Source organism: Niveispirillum sp. CC-CTL257 (assembly GCF_059489915.1).
Window position 1 is genome coordinate 2,131,559 of record NZ_JCAJXE010000001.1, and the last position, 14,857, is coordinate 2,146,415.

13 protein-coding genes and 1 pseudogene are annotated in these 14,857 nt (G+C 65.2%); 6 read left to right on the plus strand and 8 right to left on the minus strand.

The genetic code is table 11. The annotated features are described in order from the left end of the window. Positions 1 to 95: 95 nt before the first annotated feature. Both ABC729_RS09920 and ABC729_RS09925 read right to left on the minus strand, forming a co-directional pair. Positions 96 to 479: a helix-turn-helix domain-containing protein gene (locus ABC729_RS09920; protein WP_495607442.1), complete on the minus strand. Its 384-nt coding sequence runs from the start codon at positions 477 to 479 to the stop codon at positions 96 to 98. Further along, positions 479 to 790 carry a type II toxin-antitoxin system HigB family toxin gene (locus ABC729_RS09925; RefSeq protein ID WP_495607443.1) on the minus strand — a complete coding sequence of 104 codons (312 nt, stop codon included), beginning with the start codon at positions 788 to 790 and terminating at the stop codon, positions 479 to 481. The genes ABC729_RS09920 and ABC729_RS09925 overlap by 1 nt, the downstream gene beginning before the upstream one ends. A gap of 82 nt (positions 791 to 872) precedes the next feature. On the opposite strand from ABC729_RS09925, the gene pabB reads away from it, so the two are divergent. Together pabB and ABC729_RS09935 are read left to right on the plus strand one after the other, a co-directional pair. Further along, complete coding sequence (pabB, locus tag ABC729_RS09930; RefSeq protein WP_495607444.1) at positions 873 to 2,339, plus strand: aminodeoxychorismate synthase component I; 1,467 nt, start codon at positions 873 to 875, stop codon at positions 2,337 to 2,339. After that, positions 2,336 to 3,085: an aminotransferase class IV gene (locus ABC729_RS09935; protein ID WP_495607445.1), complete on the plus strand. Its 750-nt coding sequence runs from the start codon at positions 2,336 to 2,338 to the stop codon at positions 3,083 to 3,085. The genes pabB and ABC729_RS09935 overlap by 4 nt, the downstream gene beginning before the upstream one ends. Positions 3,086 to 3,094: 9 nt before the next feature. Here ABC729_RS09935 and ABC729_RS09940 read toward each other — a convergent pair whose 3' ends face one another. From ABC729_RS09940 to ABC729_RS09960, 5 genes and pseudogenes are all read right to left on the minus strand, one after another. Beyond that, entirely contained in the window at positions 3,095 to 3,421 is a 327-nt protein-coding gene (locus ABC729_RS09940) for a DUF2200 domain-containing protein (RefSeq protein ID WP_495607446.1), read from the minus strand. 30 nt (positions 3,422 to 3,451) lie between these two features. Beyond that, a complete protein-coding gene (locus ABC729_RS09945; RefSeq protein WP_495607447.1) occupies positions 3,452 to 3,820 on the minus strand; it encodes a hypothetical protein in 369 nt (122 codons plus the stop codon). 501 nt (positions 3,821 to 4,321) lie between these two features. Then, positions 4,322 to 5,188, minus strand: coding sequence for a hypothetical protein (locus ABC729_RS09950; RefSeq protein WP_495607448.1), 867 nt, complete (start codon positions 5,186 to 5,188; stop codon positions 4,322 to 4,324). Between the two features lie 56 nt (positions 5,189 to 5,244). Beyond that, positions 5,245 to 5,973 (minus strand): annotated as a pseudogene (locus ABC729_RS09955) (recombinase family protein). Next, complete coding sequence (locus tag ABC729_RS09960) at positions 5,948 to 6,436, minus strand: Lrp/AsnC ligand binding domain-containing protein (RefSeq protein ID WP_495607449.1); 489 nt, start codon at positions 6,434 to 6,436, stop codon at positions 5,948 to 5,950. The pseudogene ABC729_RS09955 and the gene ABC729_RS09960 overlap by 26 nt, the downstream one beginning before the upstream one ends. A 216-nt stretch (positions 6,437 to 6,652) precedes the next feature. Between ABC729_RS09960 and putA the strand changes: the two genes are divergently transcribed. Further along, complete coding sequence (putA, locus tag ABC729_RS09965; protein WP_495607450.1) at positions 6,653 to 9,769, plus strand: bifunctional proline dehydrogenase/L-glutamate gamma-semialdehyde dehydrogenase PutA; 3,117 nt, start codon at positions 6,653 to 6,655, stop codon at positions 9,767 to 9,769. 258 nt (positions 9,770 to 10,027) lie between these two features. Next, positions 10,028 to 10,750, plus strand: coding sequence for a response regulator (locus ABC729_RS09970; RefSeq protein ID WP_495607451.1), 723 nt, complete (start codon positions 10,028 to 10,030; stop codon positions 10,748 to 10,750). Here the strand turns inward: ABC729_RS09970 and ABC729_RS09975 are convergent. Then, a complete protein-coding gene (locus tag ABC729_RS09975; RefSeq protein WP_495607452.1) occupies positions 10,734 to 12,287 on the minus strand; it encodes a response regulator in 1,554 nt (517 codons plus the stop codon). The genes ABC729_RS09970 and ABC729_RS09975 overlap by 17 nt on opposite strands. Positions 12,288 to 12,458: 171 nt before the next feature. On the opposite strand from ABC729_RS09975, the gene ABC729_RS09980 reads away from it, so the two are divergent. After that, on the plus strand, positions 12,459 to 13,325 hold the full coding sequence (locus tag ABC729_RS09980; protein ID WP_495607453.1) for a peptidoglycan-binding domain-containing protein: 867 nt from the start codon (positions 12,459 to 12,461) through the stop codon (positions 13,323 to 13,325). Between the two features lie 122 nt (positions 13,326 to 13,447). After that, positions 13,448 to 14,848 carry a DNA repair protein RadA gene (gene radA / locus ABC729_RS09985; protein WP_495607454.1) on the plus strand — a complete coding sequence of 467 codons (1,401 nt, stop codon included), beginning with the start codon at positions 13,448 to 13,450 and terminating at the stop codon, positions 14,846 to 14,848. Positions 14,849 to 14,857 lie beyond the last annotated feature (9 nt).

The following is a 14,857-nucleotide window of genomic DNA, read 5'->3' on the forward strand; positions in this document are numbered from 1 at the left end:
GATGAAGTTCCCCACCCCGCACTCACCGCGCGAGATGGGGCGCCAACGGGATATGGGGTGCTGGCGGCATGATGCCAGGGGTTGGTGCCGCCTTTTCAGGCGGCGTGCGCGGGCGTATCCCCCGCAACAGGGATCAACAGGTCGGCGGGAATACCAAACCGGGCGCGCAGCCGCCTTACCATCGACAGGCTCAATGCCTTCTTGCCGGACATCACCTCACTGACCCGGCTGGTGGTGCCCAGCAATGGGACCAGATCCCGGCGGGTCATGCCATGCTGATCCAGCAGGTGGGTCAGAAGATCGGGGATGGAGACACGGCCCCGCGGCCACCGGGTCTCCTCATAATCGGCCACCAGCCGGGCCTGCGCCCTCATCCGGGCCAGATCGCCCGGATCATCGGATGCCATCAGGCTGACCACCAATGCCTGTGCCTCCGCCAGATCGGCGTCATTCTCGACAAGGATAAGTGTCGCCTTCATCAGATGGTCTCCGCGTCGATACGGTCATAATCTTCGTGCGAACCGAAGAACCGGATAGCAAGAACACCGGCCCGGTATTCAACAAGCACAATCAGGCGAAAGTCATTGCCCTTGATATTGAACACAACCCGGCCACCTTTCAGGATACTGGCCTTGGGATGGGACCGTTTCACATCCTCGGGCGTTCGCCAGTTTGCAGCCTTGGCAATGGTCAACCATGCATCAAACTGGCCCATCGCCGCGCGTATGCCACGATGGCCGGCATGCGCCGCGAAATAGGCTTCCACCAGATTGGTGCCGATCACGATCATGCTTCAGCCTAACGCCGGGTTCCAAAATTTGGAAGGGCAGATGCCATTGTTGAACCCGCCCGGCCCGGTTATGGTCCCGGTCATGACCAACCCCGCCGCGCTCCATGTTCTGCCCCTGACCTTGCCCGACCCGATGGCCGCGTTCGCGATGCTGGCGGGGCAGAAGGGGGCCATGCTGCTGGATGGCGGGGCGGCGGATGGGGGGCGGGCGCGTTATTCCATCCTCGCCGCCGACCCTTTTTCCTGGATCGAGGTGGCGGGCGACGGGACGGTGACGCGCGATGGTGTGCGCCTGACCGACGATCCTTTCACCGCACTGGAGCTGGCCCTCCGCCCCTTTGCGCGGGTCCTGCCCGCTGGCCTCCCCCCCTTCACCGGTGGCGCTGTCGGTGTCATGGGCTATGAGCTGGGCCGCTATCTGGAACAGCTGCCCAGTCCGCGCGGCACCGGCATCGACCTGCCTGACATGGCCTTCGGCCTTTATGACACGGTCGCCATCATCGACCATGCCCAGGACAAGGCCTGGGTTCTGTCAGGTGCGGAGCGCGAGGCCGATCCCGCCCGCCGGCCCGACCGAGCCAGGGAGCTGGCCGACGCGCTGCACAACCGGTTGACCAATGCCCCGCCGCTGTCGCGTGACAATGGCGACGGCTTGCTGCGCCGACCGGGGTGGGAGGCGGAGCTGTCGCCTGCCATCTACCGCGACCGTGTGGCGCGCATCCTGGACTATATTCGGGCGGGCGACATCTATCAGGCCAACATGACCCAGCGCTTCCTGGGCCGCCTGCGCCCTGGCGTCACGGCCTGGGACGCCTATCGCCGGCTGCGCCCGCGCACCGCCGCCCCTTTCTCTGCCTTCCTGAACCTCGGGGACGGGCGCGCCATCGCGTCGGGGTCGCCAGAACGGTTCCTGTCGCTGTCCGCCGATGGGGCCATCGAGACGCGGCCCATCAAGGGCACCCGTCCCCGCCATGCCGACGCCGTGCGCGACGCCGCACTGGCCGCCGAGCTGCTGTCGTCGGAGAAGGACCGGGCAGAAAACCTGATGATTGTGGACCTGCTGCGCAATGACCTGTCACGGGTCGCACGGATCGGGTCGGTGAAGGTGCCCAGCCTGTGGGGGCTGGAAAGCTACCGCACCGTCCATCACCTGACCTCGGTGGTCACAGGACATTTGAAGCCCGGCCTGGGCCCTGTCGATCTGCTGCGCGCCAGTTTTCCTGGCGGATCGATCACCGGCGCGCCGAAGATCCGGGCCATGGAGATCATCCATGAGCTGGAACCTGCCCGACGCGGCCCTTATTGCGGGTCGGTGATGTGGATCGGCTGGGATGGGGCCATGGACAGTTCCATCATCATCCGCACCGCCGCCATATTGGGCGACAGGGTACAGGTGCAGGCCGGCGGCGGCATCGTGGCCGACAGCGAGCCGGAGGCCGAGTATCAGGAAAGCCTGACCAAGGCCAAGGCCATCCTGACGGCATTGGACCCCGTCATGGCCTGGCCCCCCGCCATCGCGGTGGATGAGGCGGGGGAGCGGGCGGCATGAGCGTCATCTGGCTGAACGGTGACTTCATCGCCGCCGACAAACCCGCCCTGCTGGCCCATGATCGCGGCCTGACCCTGGGCGATGGTTTGTTTGAGACCATCGCCGTCAAGGCCGGCGTACCCCTGCGCCTGGATGCGCACCTGAAGCGCCTGCGGGATGGGGCGGATTTCTTAGGCCTGCCCGTTCCGGTGGGCGATCAGGTCCTGCACGATGCCATCCTGGGCCTTCTGGGGGCCAACGGGATGGAGGGGGAGGCGGCGGTGCGCCTGACCCTGACCGCCGGCCCCGGCCCCCGTGGCCTGCCCCGGCCCGACACCCCCGCCCCTACCCTGATGCTGGCCGCCGGCCGCATCCCGGCAGAGGCACCGCCGGCCAGGCTAATCATCGCGCGCACCACCTGCCGCAATGAGAAATCGCCCTTGTCACGGCTGAAAACGCTCAACTATCTGGACAGCATCATCGCAAGGCGGGAGGCGACGGCGCGTGGGGCCGATGATGCCGTGATGCTGAACAGCCAGGGCCGCGTGGCGGAGGCCACCGCCGCCAATATCTTCCTGTCTCTGGACGGGCATTGGGTGACGCCGAGCGTGGCCGAAGGTGCCCTGCCCGGCACCATGCGCGCCGCCCTGATTAAGAACTGGCGGGCGGAGGAACGGGCGGTGACGGTAGCGGACCTGCGCCGCGCCGACGACATGGTCCTGACCAACGCGCTGGGCATGCGCAAGGTGGCGCGGGTTCTGGACTGAGCCTGCACCCTACCGGCGCAGGATTTTCTCCATCGCCTTGCCCTTCGCCAACTCGTCAATCAGCTTGTCCAGATAGCGGATTTCCCGCATCAGCGGTTCTTCAACCTGCTCCACCCGCACGCCACAGACGACACCGGTAATCAGGCTGCGGGCCGGGTTCAGGGCCGGGGCCTGGGTCAGGAAGTCCTGAAGGTTCGTCCCAGCCGCAATCTCCGCCTCCAGGCTTTCCTGGCTGTGGCCGGTGAACCAGCGGATGACCTCATCCACCTCCGCCTTCGTGCGCCCCTTCTTCTCCGCCTTGGCGACGTAGAGTGGGTACAGGTTGGCGAAGCTCATGGCGTAAACTCGATGCGTCACGACACCCCCTCAAGCATCCTGTTTCGGCCCCAGCAGCGGCATGACATCGACGCTGTCGCAGGGGAAGATGGTGAAATGCGGGTGCCCCGCAAACATCTCCGCCGCCGCCTGATGCGACGGTGCCCGCACCACCACGAACACGGTCAACTCATTCACCACATCGGCGATGCCGTCGGGTGAGGTGCGCTTGGTCGGCCCCAGCGGCCCGCCCTGATAGACAATCACATTCTTATGCGCTTCATCCCAGGCGGCGAGTGCCGCCAGCCCCCGCTCATCCGTGGCCCGCTTCTCCGCCTCACTCATTGCGTACCAGGCCCGCCAGCGGGGACTGTTCTTATTGCTGGTGAAAACCGCAAGATAGGTTGCGTCCTGGGTCATGTCGGTGCCTTCGGGCTTTGGTCCTGGCGGTAAGGAAGGGAGCATCCGGCGGCGCGCCGTGCAACATGATGCAACACAAAATAAGGGGGTGTTTCACGACCAACAGCGTTATCCGCATCGACTGCTCCGGCGTCCGCACGCGCAGCGACACCGTTGCGGCCAGTATGGCACAAGAGGGGGGAAAAGTCAGCCATGCGCGCCGTTTTGGTCGTTTGGGCGTCCCGGTGAACGTTACATAAGCGGACATTGTTACGAACGCTGTGTCCGGAAAGTTCGTCCGGATTGCCATCGCACCTGCCAATTTCCGGACAGCCGCCGTGTTGACCGCCAAAGGGCCGTTTGACGGTCACCTTATGATCTTGGGATCATCTGCTGGATGTCAGTTTGAATTCCGATGGGCCCAAGCCACCTTCTGTCTCGGATAACCCGCCCCGTATAGCGGTCAATATACTCTGTGATGATACTATCTTATCCTTTATGGTCATTTTATATTCCCTTCAATCACTTATACAGTTTGCATATTTCCCAACCAAAATCCCCACCTTCTTCCATTGATATCAAGTCAATCCTCCTTCCTATCTGGACATAATCATATGTTCTCAAGGTATAAAATCCCCCCTCATAAGACAGCACTATATCGTCCGCGATGTATCCATCATCCGCGACGCGATCCACGGTCATGAACGGTGTAAGCTTTGATGCAATCTCTCGTGGCTTGCAGGATTTTTCAGGAATCAAAATGGTTGTACCTCTGCGTCTCTCCAAGTGATTTACCTTATTCTGTATCATTTGTTCCAATTCTTGCGGGGTCTTGGGCTCCTCCCAAACACTCTTGCCCAATCCGAAGTACCCCTTTTGGTAAACATATACTTTCTGTGCATCTGTAGACGCATCAAATATTCTCAATCCATATCGTGCCTTGAAATCAGTGTAACCCGTAGAACTCTCGGAATAACCGGGATAAACAAGCGACAAATCAGGGCACATCTTCCTCAGAGGCGAGGATTCCAGTTCATCCACGATATTGGTCTGGATGATCGGCTCCACGACCTTAATCTTTTCACTTTTGTTTCCCCAATCGGCCCAAAAGGACTCGCACAGCGCTTCCTTTCCTGGAGTGGCAAGCCTCCGCAGTGGCTTCGCCGCTACAAACCGCCTGAACCCCTCCAGCTTCCGCCATTCCGGCACGAAGGTGAATTGCAGCGGTGGCAGGGTGGAAAGTTCGACCGTGTTGAAATCGATGGTCGGGTCCTTCAGGCGCGGGTCCCGTTCCTGCGCTGCGACCGCACCGACCAGAGCCAGCAATATCGTCGAGGTGAACAAGGCGGCCTTGATACCCCTCTGTAAAACCATACCAGGACCAACCAACTGCCGCCCCCTGCGCATATGACAGTAATCAGTATAAGCGAAAATTATGTCAATTTCTACCCTCGCAGGTGGTTGCAACTGAATGCAGCAGTCTGGTGAACCCGTTCAGTCGAGGGGCACCGCGGCCCGGTGGCCCTCGACGATCTCCGCCACCGTATTCTTGGCTCGGCCCCAATTCCCTGCCGATCAGCCGATAGCTGCGCCCCGCCGCGACCAGGGCCAGTACCTTGGGCGCCAACCGGTCGGACTTTGGCCGCTGTGAGGCCCGACCGCACCCGTTCCCTCAACAGGTCGCGCTCGAATTCCGCGATCCCGGCCAGGACGGTCGCCAGCATGCGACCGGTGGCTGTGCCCAGGTCGAAAGCCATGCCGCTCATGGCGATCAGCGACACGCGGCGGGCCTCCAGTTCCCGCAGCGTGTGCAGCAGGTCCATGGTGCTGCGGCCCCAGCGCGACAGCTCTGTCACCAGCAAGGCATCGATCTGTCGTGCCTGGGCCAGCGCCATCACCTTCTTCCGCTCCGCCCGGTCCAGCTTGGCACCGGACCCTGTTTCCTTCTAGACGACGACAACCTCGTACCCCGCCCGCATGGCCAGGGTCAGCAGATCCCGCTCCTGCCGCTCGCAGGACTGATCGGCCGTGGACACGCGGCAGTAAATGGCCACACGCTGTCCCAATTGGACCCTCCCGGCGGCATCGCCCTGTCGGCGGCGGAACGTCTGAGTCTTGTCGCGTACAATGCGGACGATCCACCCCCCCTCACCTTCCCACCACCGGCACCACATGCGTGTTCTTCACTTCCTCCATCACCATATAGGTGTGGGTCTGCGCGACCCCCTGGATGGAGGAGAGCTTGTCGCCCAGGAAGGCGCGGTAGGCGGCCATGTCGGCGACGCGGACTTTGATCAGATAGTCGAAGCCGCCGGCCACCATATGGGCCTCCTGAATCTCATCCAACCGGCGCACAGCGTCGGCGAAAATCTGGAAGACGTCTGGGGTGGTGCGGTCCAGGCGGACCTCGATAAAGGCCGCCAGTGAGCGGTCCAGCAGGTCGGGGTCCAGCAGGGCCACGTACTGGCGGATGAAGCCGTCGCGTTCCAGACGGCGCACCCGTTCCAGGCAGGGCGTGGGGGAAAGGTTCACCCGTCGGGCCAGTTCCACGTTCGAGATGCGGCCATCTTCCTGCAGGATGCGCAGGATGTTCTGGTCGATACGGTCGAGCTTCGCAGATGCGGAATCAGCGGGCATTATATTCTCTGGCAGAATGTCAATCTTACCGGATGATATCCTGCAAAAACCCTTTCTTTGGAGAAAAATCGTCCAGAGAATTTGCCATACTCCGAGTGAATTTACTGTTCCATCAGGCGCCGGGCGGCGGCATCCGCCGCCTTGGCTTACGCCGCACGTGCTGCGGGTCGGCGGTCGCCGACCTTAACCTTAATCTGATGTCTCGGAGTTACGGCGATGTCCGGCACCGTTCTGAATGACCTGCGCAAGGCCAAGCATGCCGATGAGGTCACTGTCGTCACCGGTCTGCTGCGCAGCCATGGGCTGACCGCCGCAGAGCGGACCGGCATCCATGACCGGGCCGTGGCGATTGTGGAGGCGGCGCGGCTGCGCCGGCGTGAACTGGGGCCGCTGGATAATTTCCTGCAGGAATTCGGCCTGTCGAACAATGAGGGCGTGGCCCTGATGTGCATCGCCGAATGCCTGCTGCGCATCGCCGACCCGGAGACGGCGGACCGGTTGATTGCTGAGAAAATCGCGCAGGGTCAGTGGGATGCGCATCTGGGCCGCAGCGACAGCGCCTTTGTGAATGCCGCCGCCTGGGGCCTGATGCTGACGGGCAAGATCACCGATCTGGAACGCGGCGGCGAACGCGATGCCGGCAATTTCCTGAAGCGTATGGTGGCCCGGTCGGGCGAAAGCGTGATCCGCACCGCCATGGGTCAGGCCATGCGCGTCATGGGCGGGCATTTCGTGCTGGGCCGCACCATCAAGGAAGCCATGGCCGAGGCGCGCAAGGCCCGCCCCACCGGCACCGTCCATTCCTATGACATGCTGGGCGAAGGGGCCCGCACCTGGGAACAGGCCACCCGCTATCTGGATGCCTATGTGAAGGCCATCGACGCGGTGGGGGCAGAGGCGGCGGGCCGTGGCCCGGTGGCCGCCCCCGGCGTGTCGATCAAGCTGTCGGCCCTGCACCCGCGCTATGTTCAGGCCCAGCATGCCGATGTTATGGCCCGTCTGGTGCCCGCCGTGAAGGGGCTGGCGTTGCAGGCCAAGCGCTGGGACATCAACCTGACCATTGATGCCGAAGAGGCAGACCGCCTGGAACTGTCGCAGGATATCCTGTCCGCCCTGGCCCATGACCCCGATCTGGCCGGATGGAACGGGCTGGGTCTGGCCATTCAGGCCTATTCCAAGCGCACCCATCTGCTGGTCGACTGGCTGGTTGATCTGGCCCGCGCTGCCAACCGCCGCCTGATGGTGCGGTTGGTCAAGGGGGCCTATTGGGACACCGAGATCAAGATGTCCCAGATTGCCAGCCACCCCGATTATCCGGTCTTCACGCGCAAGGCGGCGACGGACCTGTCTTATCTGGTCTGTGCCCGCAAGATGCTGGCGGCCAAGGACGCGATCTATCCGCAGTTCGCGACCCACAATGCCTATACCATCGCGGCCATCCTGCATCTGGCCGGCGATAATCGCGACCTGGAGTTCCAGCGCCTGCACGGCATGGGCGAGCTGCTGTACACGGCAGCGCGCGAGGTCCTGCCCGCCTTCCCGCGTGTGCGCATTTATGCGCCGGTGGGCACGCATGAGGATTTGCTGCCCTATCTGGTGCGCCGCCTGCTGGAAAACGGCGCCAACAGCAATTTCGTCAACGCCTACATGGACCCGGACGTGCCCGTCAGTGACGTGGTTGCCGACCCGGCCGCATTCCTGGAGAAAGAAGGCATGCTGCGTCATCCGCGCATCCCCACCCCCGCCGACATCTATGGTGCCGAGCGTCCCAATTCCAAAGGCTTCGACCTGACGGCCCCGGAAAAGGTGGCGGCCCTGACCGAGCAGATGCAGGCAGCCCTGGCCCGGAACTGGACCGCTGGCCCCATCGTGGGCGGGGCTGAACTGGACGGCCCCACCCAGCCCGTGACCGACCCCGCCAACCGGGCGCGCACTGTCGGCACCGTCGTTCTGGCTGGTAAGGACGCCGTGGAACGCGCCCTGTCCTTGTCGGTCGCCGCACAGAAGGCCTGGGACCGGGAAGGGGCCGATCATCGCGCCGCCTGCCTGGACCGCGCCGCCGACCTGATGGAGATCGACGCGCCCGCGCTGATGGCCCTGCTGGTGCGGGAGGCGGGCAAGACCCTGCCCGACGCCATCGCCGAGGTGCGCGAGGCTGTGGATTTCTGCCGTTACTATGCGGCCCAGGCGCGCAGCGGGCTGAAGCCCGTGCTGCTGCCGGGTCCCACGGGGGAGCGCAACGAGCTGCACCTGACCGGTCGCGGCACCTTTGCCTGCATCAGCCCCTGGAACTTCCCGCTGGCGATTTTCGTGGGTCAGGTGGTGGCCGCCCTGGTGACCGGCAATGCCGTCATTGCCAAGCCCGCCGAGCAGACCCCGCTGATCGCCGCCGAGGCGGTGCGCATGCTGCACAAGGCTGGTGTGCCCGGCGATGTCCTGCATCTGCTGCCCGGTGATGGCGCGACGGTCGGTGCCGCGCTGGTCGCCGATACCCGCATCGCCGGCGTCTGCTTCACCGGTTCCACCGAAACCGCCCGCCTGATCAACCGCAGTCTGGCCGAGCGTGACGGCGCCATCGTGCCCCTGATCGCGGAAACGGGCGGTCAGAACTGCATGATCGTAGACTCAACCGCCCTGCTGGAGCAGGTGGTGGATGATTGCGTCACCTCGGCGTTCCAGTCGGCGGGGCAGCGTTGTTCGGCGATGCGCGTCCTGTTCGCGCAGGAAGAGATCGCGGACAAGCTGGCCGACATGCTGGCCGGGGCCATGGATCTGATCCGCCTAGGCGACCCCATCGATGTGGCGACCGATGTCGGCCCCGTCATCGATGATGATGCCCGCGACATCCTGATCGCGCATGCGCAGCGGATGGATGGCGAGGCGCGGCTGATCAAGGCCGTGAGTGTGCCGGACGCGGTGCAGAACGGCACCTTCTTCGGCCCGCGCCTGTATGAGATCGGCAGCCTGTCGCAGCTGAAGCGCGAAGTGTTCGGCCCCATCCTGCATATCGTGCGCTTCAAGGCATCGGACCTGGACAAGGTCGCGGCAGAGATTGCGGCCACCGGCTATGGCCTGACCTTCGGTGTGCATAGCCGCCTGGAAGGCCGCGCCCAGAACCTGTTCAAGACGCTGCCCGTGGGCAACACCTATATCAACCGCAACATGGTGGGTGCCGTGGTCGGTGTGCAGCCGTTCGGCGGACAGGGCCTGTCGGGCACGGGCCCCAAGGCCGGCGGCCCGCACTATCTGCACCGTTTCGTCACGGAAAAGACGCTGACCGTCAACACGACGGCCTTCGGCGGCAATGCTTCGCTCCTGGAACTGGGGGCGTAACAGAGTTGGGCCAGGGGGCAAGCCCCGCACCCTGGCCCGACGGCGGAAACAATCAAGCTGTTTCCTGTCTTAAATAAATTACAACCTAAAGACAGCAGTCCGCGTACCGCGCCGTTGGGTGGTGGTCTCCCATGCGGGGGACCATCGCCCAACGGCTTCATTTTTCTGCGAAAAAGGGCTATAGCCGGAGAAACGTTCCGCGCCGGGCGCTGTTTTTGCACCGGCATCCCGCACCCGCTGGATGGAGTTCCGTTCCGGATGTCCGAGATCGCCGATGCCCCGCTGGTTCTGATCGTCGAGGACGAGCCGGCGACCCGCGCCCTGCTGGCTGGCTATTTCCACGAGGCCGGTTTCCTGGTGGCCGAAGCGGAGAATGGCAAGCAGACGCGGGAGGTGATGCAGCGTCAGCCACCCGATCTGGTGCTTCTGGATATCGAGCTGCCGGACGAGGATGGGTTCAGCCTGGCACGCTCCATCCGCGAAATTTCCAATGTCGGGATCATCATCGTCACCCAGCGCGCCAATGATGGCGACCGCGTCTTCGGGCTGGAGACGGGCGGCGACGATTATGTGACCAAGCCGCCCAACCCGCGTGAGCTGCTGGCCCGCGCCCGCAACCTGCTGCGCCGCACCCACCCGACCAAGATGCACAAGGCCGAGGGGACGGTGCGGTACTTCGCGGGCTGGACCATGGATCTGGCCCGCCGCCGACTGGTCGATCCGGCGGGGGTGGAGGTGCGGGTGACGCGGGGCGAGTTTGAGCTGCTGGGTCTGCTGGTCCGGTCGGGCGGCCGGGTCGTCACGCGCGATCAGCTGATCGACGCGGTCAGCGGCACCGACCGCAACCCCAATGACCGCACCATCGACGTGCTGGTCAGCCGCCTGCGCCGCAAGATGCAGGATAGCGGCTCGCTGGACGTGATCATCACGGAAAAGGGCCTGGGCTACCGTCTGGCCGCCGAAATCACGGATCAGCTGTAAGCCGGTCGCGGCGGAAACCCGCCAGAGCCGCCTGACCGGCGGCGAAGGCGGCATGGAACTGCCGCGCCGCCGCCAGCGCTTCGGCGTCATCGCCACGCTTGGCGGCGCTGTCGGCCTGTTTGGCCAACCGGCCCAGGACCGTCAAACCAACTGTCAGGGCACCCGACGCCAGCTTGTGCGCGGCCTTGCCCACGCCGGCAATGTCGCCCTTCTCCATGGCATCGGCGACGGCAGCCAGCGTGTCCGGCGCATTGCGCCCGAAACTGTCCATAATCTGGATAACCCGGGCCGCACCCAGGATCGACAGATGTTCCTCCAGCACCCGCACATCCAGCACCGGTGCCGTATCCGGCGGCGATGGTGCGGGCGTGCTGACGGGGGGCGCTGACGGCACCACTGGTCGGCGCCCGGCCAGAAGTGGATCCAGCACCTTTACCAGACCCTCCGCCGTGACCGGCTTGCCCAGGGTTGCGGCGATGCGGCTGCGCTGTTGCTGATGGTCGCTGACAGGATCGGCGCGCCCGCGCAGCAGCACGACCGGCGGCCCCCCGCCCCGCCCGATGCACCATGCCAGGGCCAGACCGCTGTGCCGACCGATGCGGGCTGCAATCAGCGCCACATCCGGCCCCTCCATCAGCGCCATTTCCAACGCCATCTTGGCGTCGTCTGTTTCTTCCACGGCATAGCCCGCCTGTTCCAGCAGCAGCCGCGTCAGGCTGCGGCCAACGGGATCGTCGTCAACGATCAGGGCGGACAGGCCGTTGGGCGTTCCGGCGATGCGCGCCGCCGATGGCGCGGGCGGTGGGGGCGTCACGGGCACCACCCGCGCCGGTTCTTGCCGGCGGACATCCCAGGAAGAGGCGCCGCCCAGCCGTTGCCGGACCAGGGTCTGAATGACCGACACTTCGTTGCGCAGCAGGCGAAGCTGGATCGCCTGGGCTGGCGATACCGGACCGTTGGTCAGCGCCTCCAGTTCCAGGATCATGGTATTAAGCCGACCGTTCAGATTATCCGCCATCAGCCGCAGCACCGGCAGCGGCACCGCATCCGACGTCGCCACCGGTGCTGTGGCCGGACGCAGCGGCCTGGATAATCCGCGCAGCAAGGGTGCCGCCACGGGCAACAGCAGGAAGGCGGCCAGCGTGCCGCCCGCCATGGCCATGGCCCCCACGCCCGCATCCACCCACAGATATGTGGCGGCCACCTGCCCCGTGGCCGTGATGATCAGCCATAGCGGCGGCAGCCAGCGCTGCACGCGCGGCCCCTGCCACCAGCATGCCGCCAGCAGCAAAAGGCCTACCGCGCGCAGGCCCAGCAGAACAGGCGACAGCCCCAGAAGCAGCGCGTCCAGCAGCGCCATGATCGACAGCCACGCCCCGCCCGCCAGCATCAGGTCGGGCGGCGGGGCCGTGTCGGGCGCGTTCGCGGCAGGTGCCGTATCGTTGCTGGAATTGGTCAATTCGGCCTTCGAAAGGACATGATCCATGTCCATGTATAGGCTGCGGCGGCGGGCCGGTCCATCATCCGCATCTGCCATGATGCGGCCGCACCCCTGTCGCACTTGCCAACGGATAATGGCGGTGTCATCCCTTGATGATGCGCCGCAACAACAGTGTGGCCCAATTTCGTCCCGTCTTTTGCAGGGGTGTTTGTCTTGTCCGCGCCGGCCCGTACCCGTCCCGCCCGTCACCACCGTCCCAAGGCTGGCATGGCAATGCTTGCCCTGCTGCTGCTGTTGGCGGTTCCGGCCGCGACCGCGCAGGATCAGGGCCCCAATGCCGCCACCATCCAATGGGCACAGCAGATCCTGGATCAGCAGGGTTTCTATCAGGGCCGGGCCAGCGGCAAGATGGACAGCGCCACCGCCGCCGCCATCGCCGCCTATCAGAAAAAGAATGGGCTGAAGGGCACGGGCCGCCTGGATCAGGGCACCATCGACAGCATGATGCGCGGTCGGCCCGAACGTACCGGTGTCGGCAATCTGGCCGACCCGACCAGCCGCGCCAAGGCCAGCGCGCCCGTGAACCTGCGTGAGGCGGATGTGAAGCCGCAGGCGGCCCCCGTCGCCACGTCTGTTGATCGCGGCGGCGGCACCGAAAGCACGGTCCTGGGCGTGTCGCGCGGCGGCACTGATCTGCCGGTCGCCACGCGTCAGCAACAGGCGGCCCTGCCGCAGACGGCAACGCCATCGGCCAGCCCTGCCCCGTCCGTCGGCAGCAGCAATGCCCAGCCCGACGCCGCCCCGCGCAGCAGCGTCGAAACCGAAGTGACGCATGAGACCCCGGAAGAGGCCGGTGGCTTCAACCCGGACAGCCTGCCCGACTGGGTACGCTATGGCCTGATGGGGGCCATCGGCGCACTGCTGGTTGGCATGCTGGGTTTCTGGTGGGGAAGCGGTCGTCGGCAGGTTAAGCCGGCACCCAAGGCCAAGGGCCGTCGCCCCGCCCCGCCCCCGCCGCCGGCAGGCGGTGCTGTGCGCCGTGAACCCACCCTGGGCGGCCCCGCACCCGGCCCCAATGGCCGGCGGGAACCGGTCATTACGGCACCGGCGCGCGATCCGCGTCGGGTAGGCTGAGGGCGTACCCCGTCCGGCACGCATCCCGCGCATATTGCATTCGTGTTATGAAGGGCTCCCCACGGGCCCTTCCAGCGTCTATATAGGGGCCGCGTCCGCCACCCCTGGGAGCTGTCACGACCTTGGCCCGCGCCACCAGCAAATATGTCTGCCAGAATTGCGGCGCCAGCTATCCCAAATGGTCGGGCAAGTGCGACGCCTGCGGGGAATGGAACACGCTTGTCGAGGAACAGGTGGCCGACGCCATGCCCAAGGGGCTGGGCAAGGCCGGTGGCGGGCGCAAGATCGAATTCGTGGCCCTGTCGGGCGTGCCCAGCGACGCGCCCCGCCGCATGACGGGCATTCAGGAATTTGACCGGGTCTGCGGCGGCGGCCTTGTCCATGGCTCCGCGCTGCTGGTCGGCGGCGACCCCGGCATTGGCAAATCGACCCTGTTGCTGCAGGCCACCTGCTGTCTGGCCCAGGAAACGCGCTGCGCCTATATCAGCGGCGAGGAAGCGGTGGATCAGGTGCGCATGCGCGCCAGCCGCTTAGGCTTGGCCAACGCACCCGTCCAACTGGCATCAGCCAACAATGTTCGGGATATCGTGGCCAGCCTGGAGGCCGCCGACGGCCCGCAAGTGGCGGTGATCGATTCGATCCAGACCATGTATATCGACACGCTGGACAGCGCTCCGGGAACGGTGGCGCAGGTTCGCGCCTGTTCGGCGGAACTGATCCGGGTGGCGAAGCGCAAGGGCATCACCCTGCTGATCGTCGGTCACGTGACCAAGGACGGACAGATCGCCGGCCCCCGTGTGCTGGAACACATGGTCGATACGGTCCTTTATTTCGAGGGGGAGCGCGGGCACCAGTTCCGCATCCTGCGCGCCGTCAAGAACCGTTTCGGTGCCACCGACGAAATCGGCGTGTTCGAGATGGGCGAAGACGGGCTGGTCGAGGTGCCGAACCCGTCCGAACTGTTCCTGGCCGACCGCCGCCGCGACATTACCGGCACCGCCGTTTTCGCCGGGCTGGAGGGGACGCGGCCGGTGCTGGTGGAGGTACAGGCCCTGGTCGCCCCCTCCCCCCTGGGCACGCCGCGCCGGGCCGTGGTGGGCTGGGACACGTCGCGCCTTGCCATGGTTCTGGCCGTGCTGGAGGCGCGGTGCGGGGTCGCCATCGGGGCGAACGACGTTTATCTGTCGGTGGCGGGTGGCCTGAAAATCTCTGAACCCGCCGCCGATCTTGCCGTTGCCGCCGCCCTGATCAGCAGCCTGACGGGCGAGCCGGTGCCGGCCGATGCCGTGGTCTTTGGCGAGATTGGCCTGTCGGGCGATATCCGCGCCGTCAGCCAGACCGACCAGCGGCTGAAGGAAGCCGCCAAGCTGGGCTTTAACCGCGCCCTGATGCCGCAGCCGCGCCGGTCGCGCGGCGATGGCTCGGCGGATGGGTTGCGGCGGGTTGAACTGGACCATCTGTCCGATCTGCTGCCATTGTTCCAGGCGGACGCGCCACCGCGCCCGCCGCGTGGCCGGGATTGAGGGGAGCCG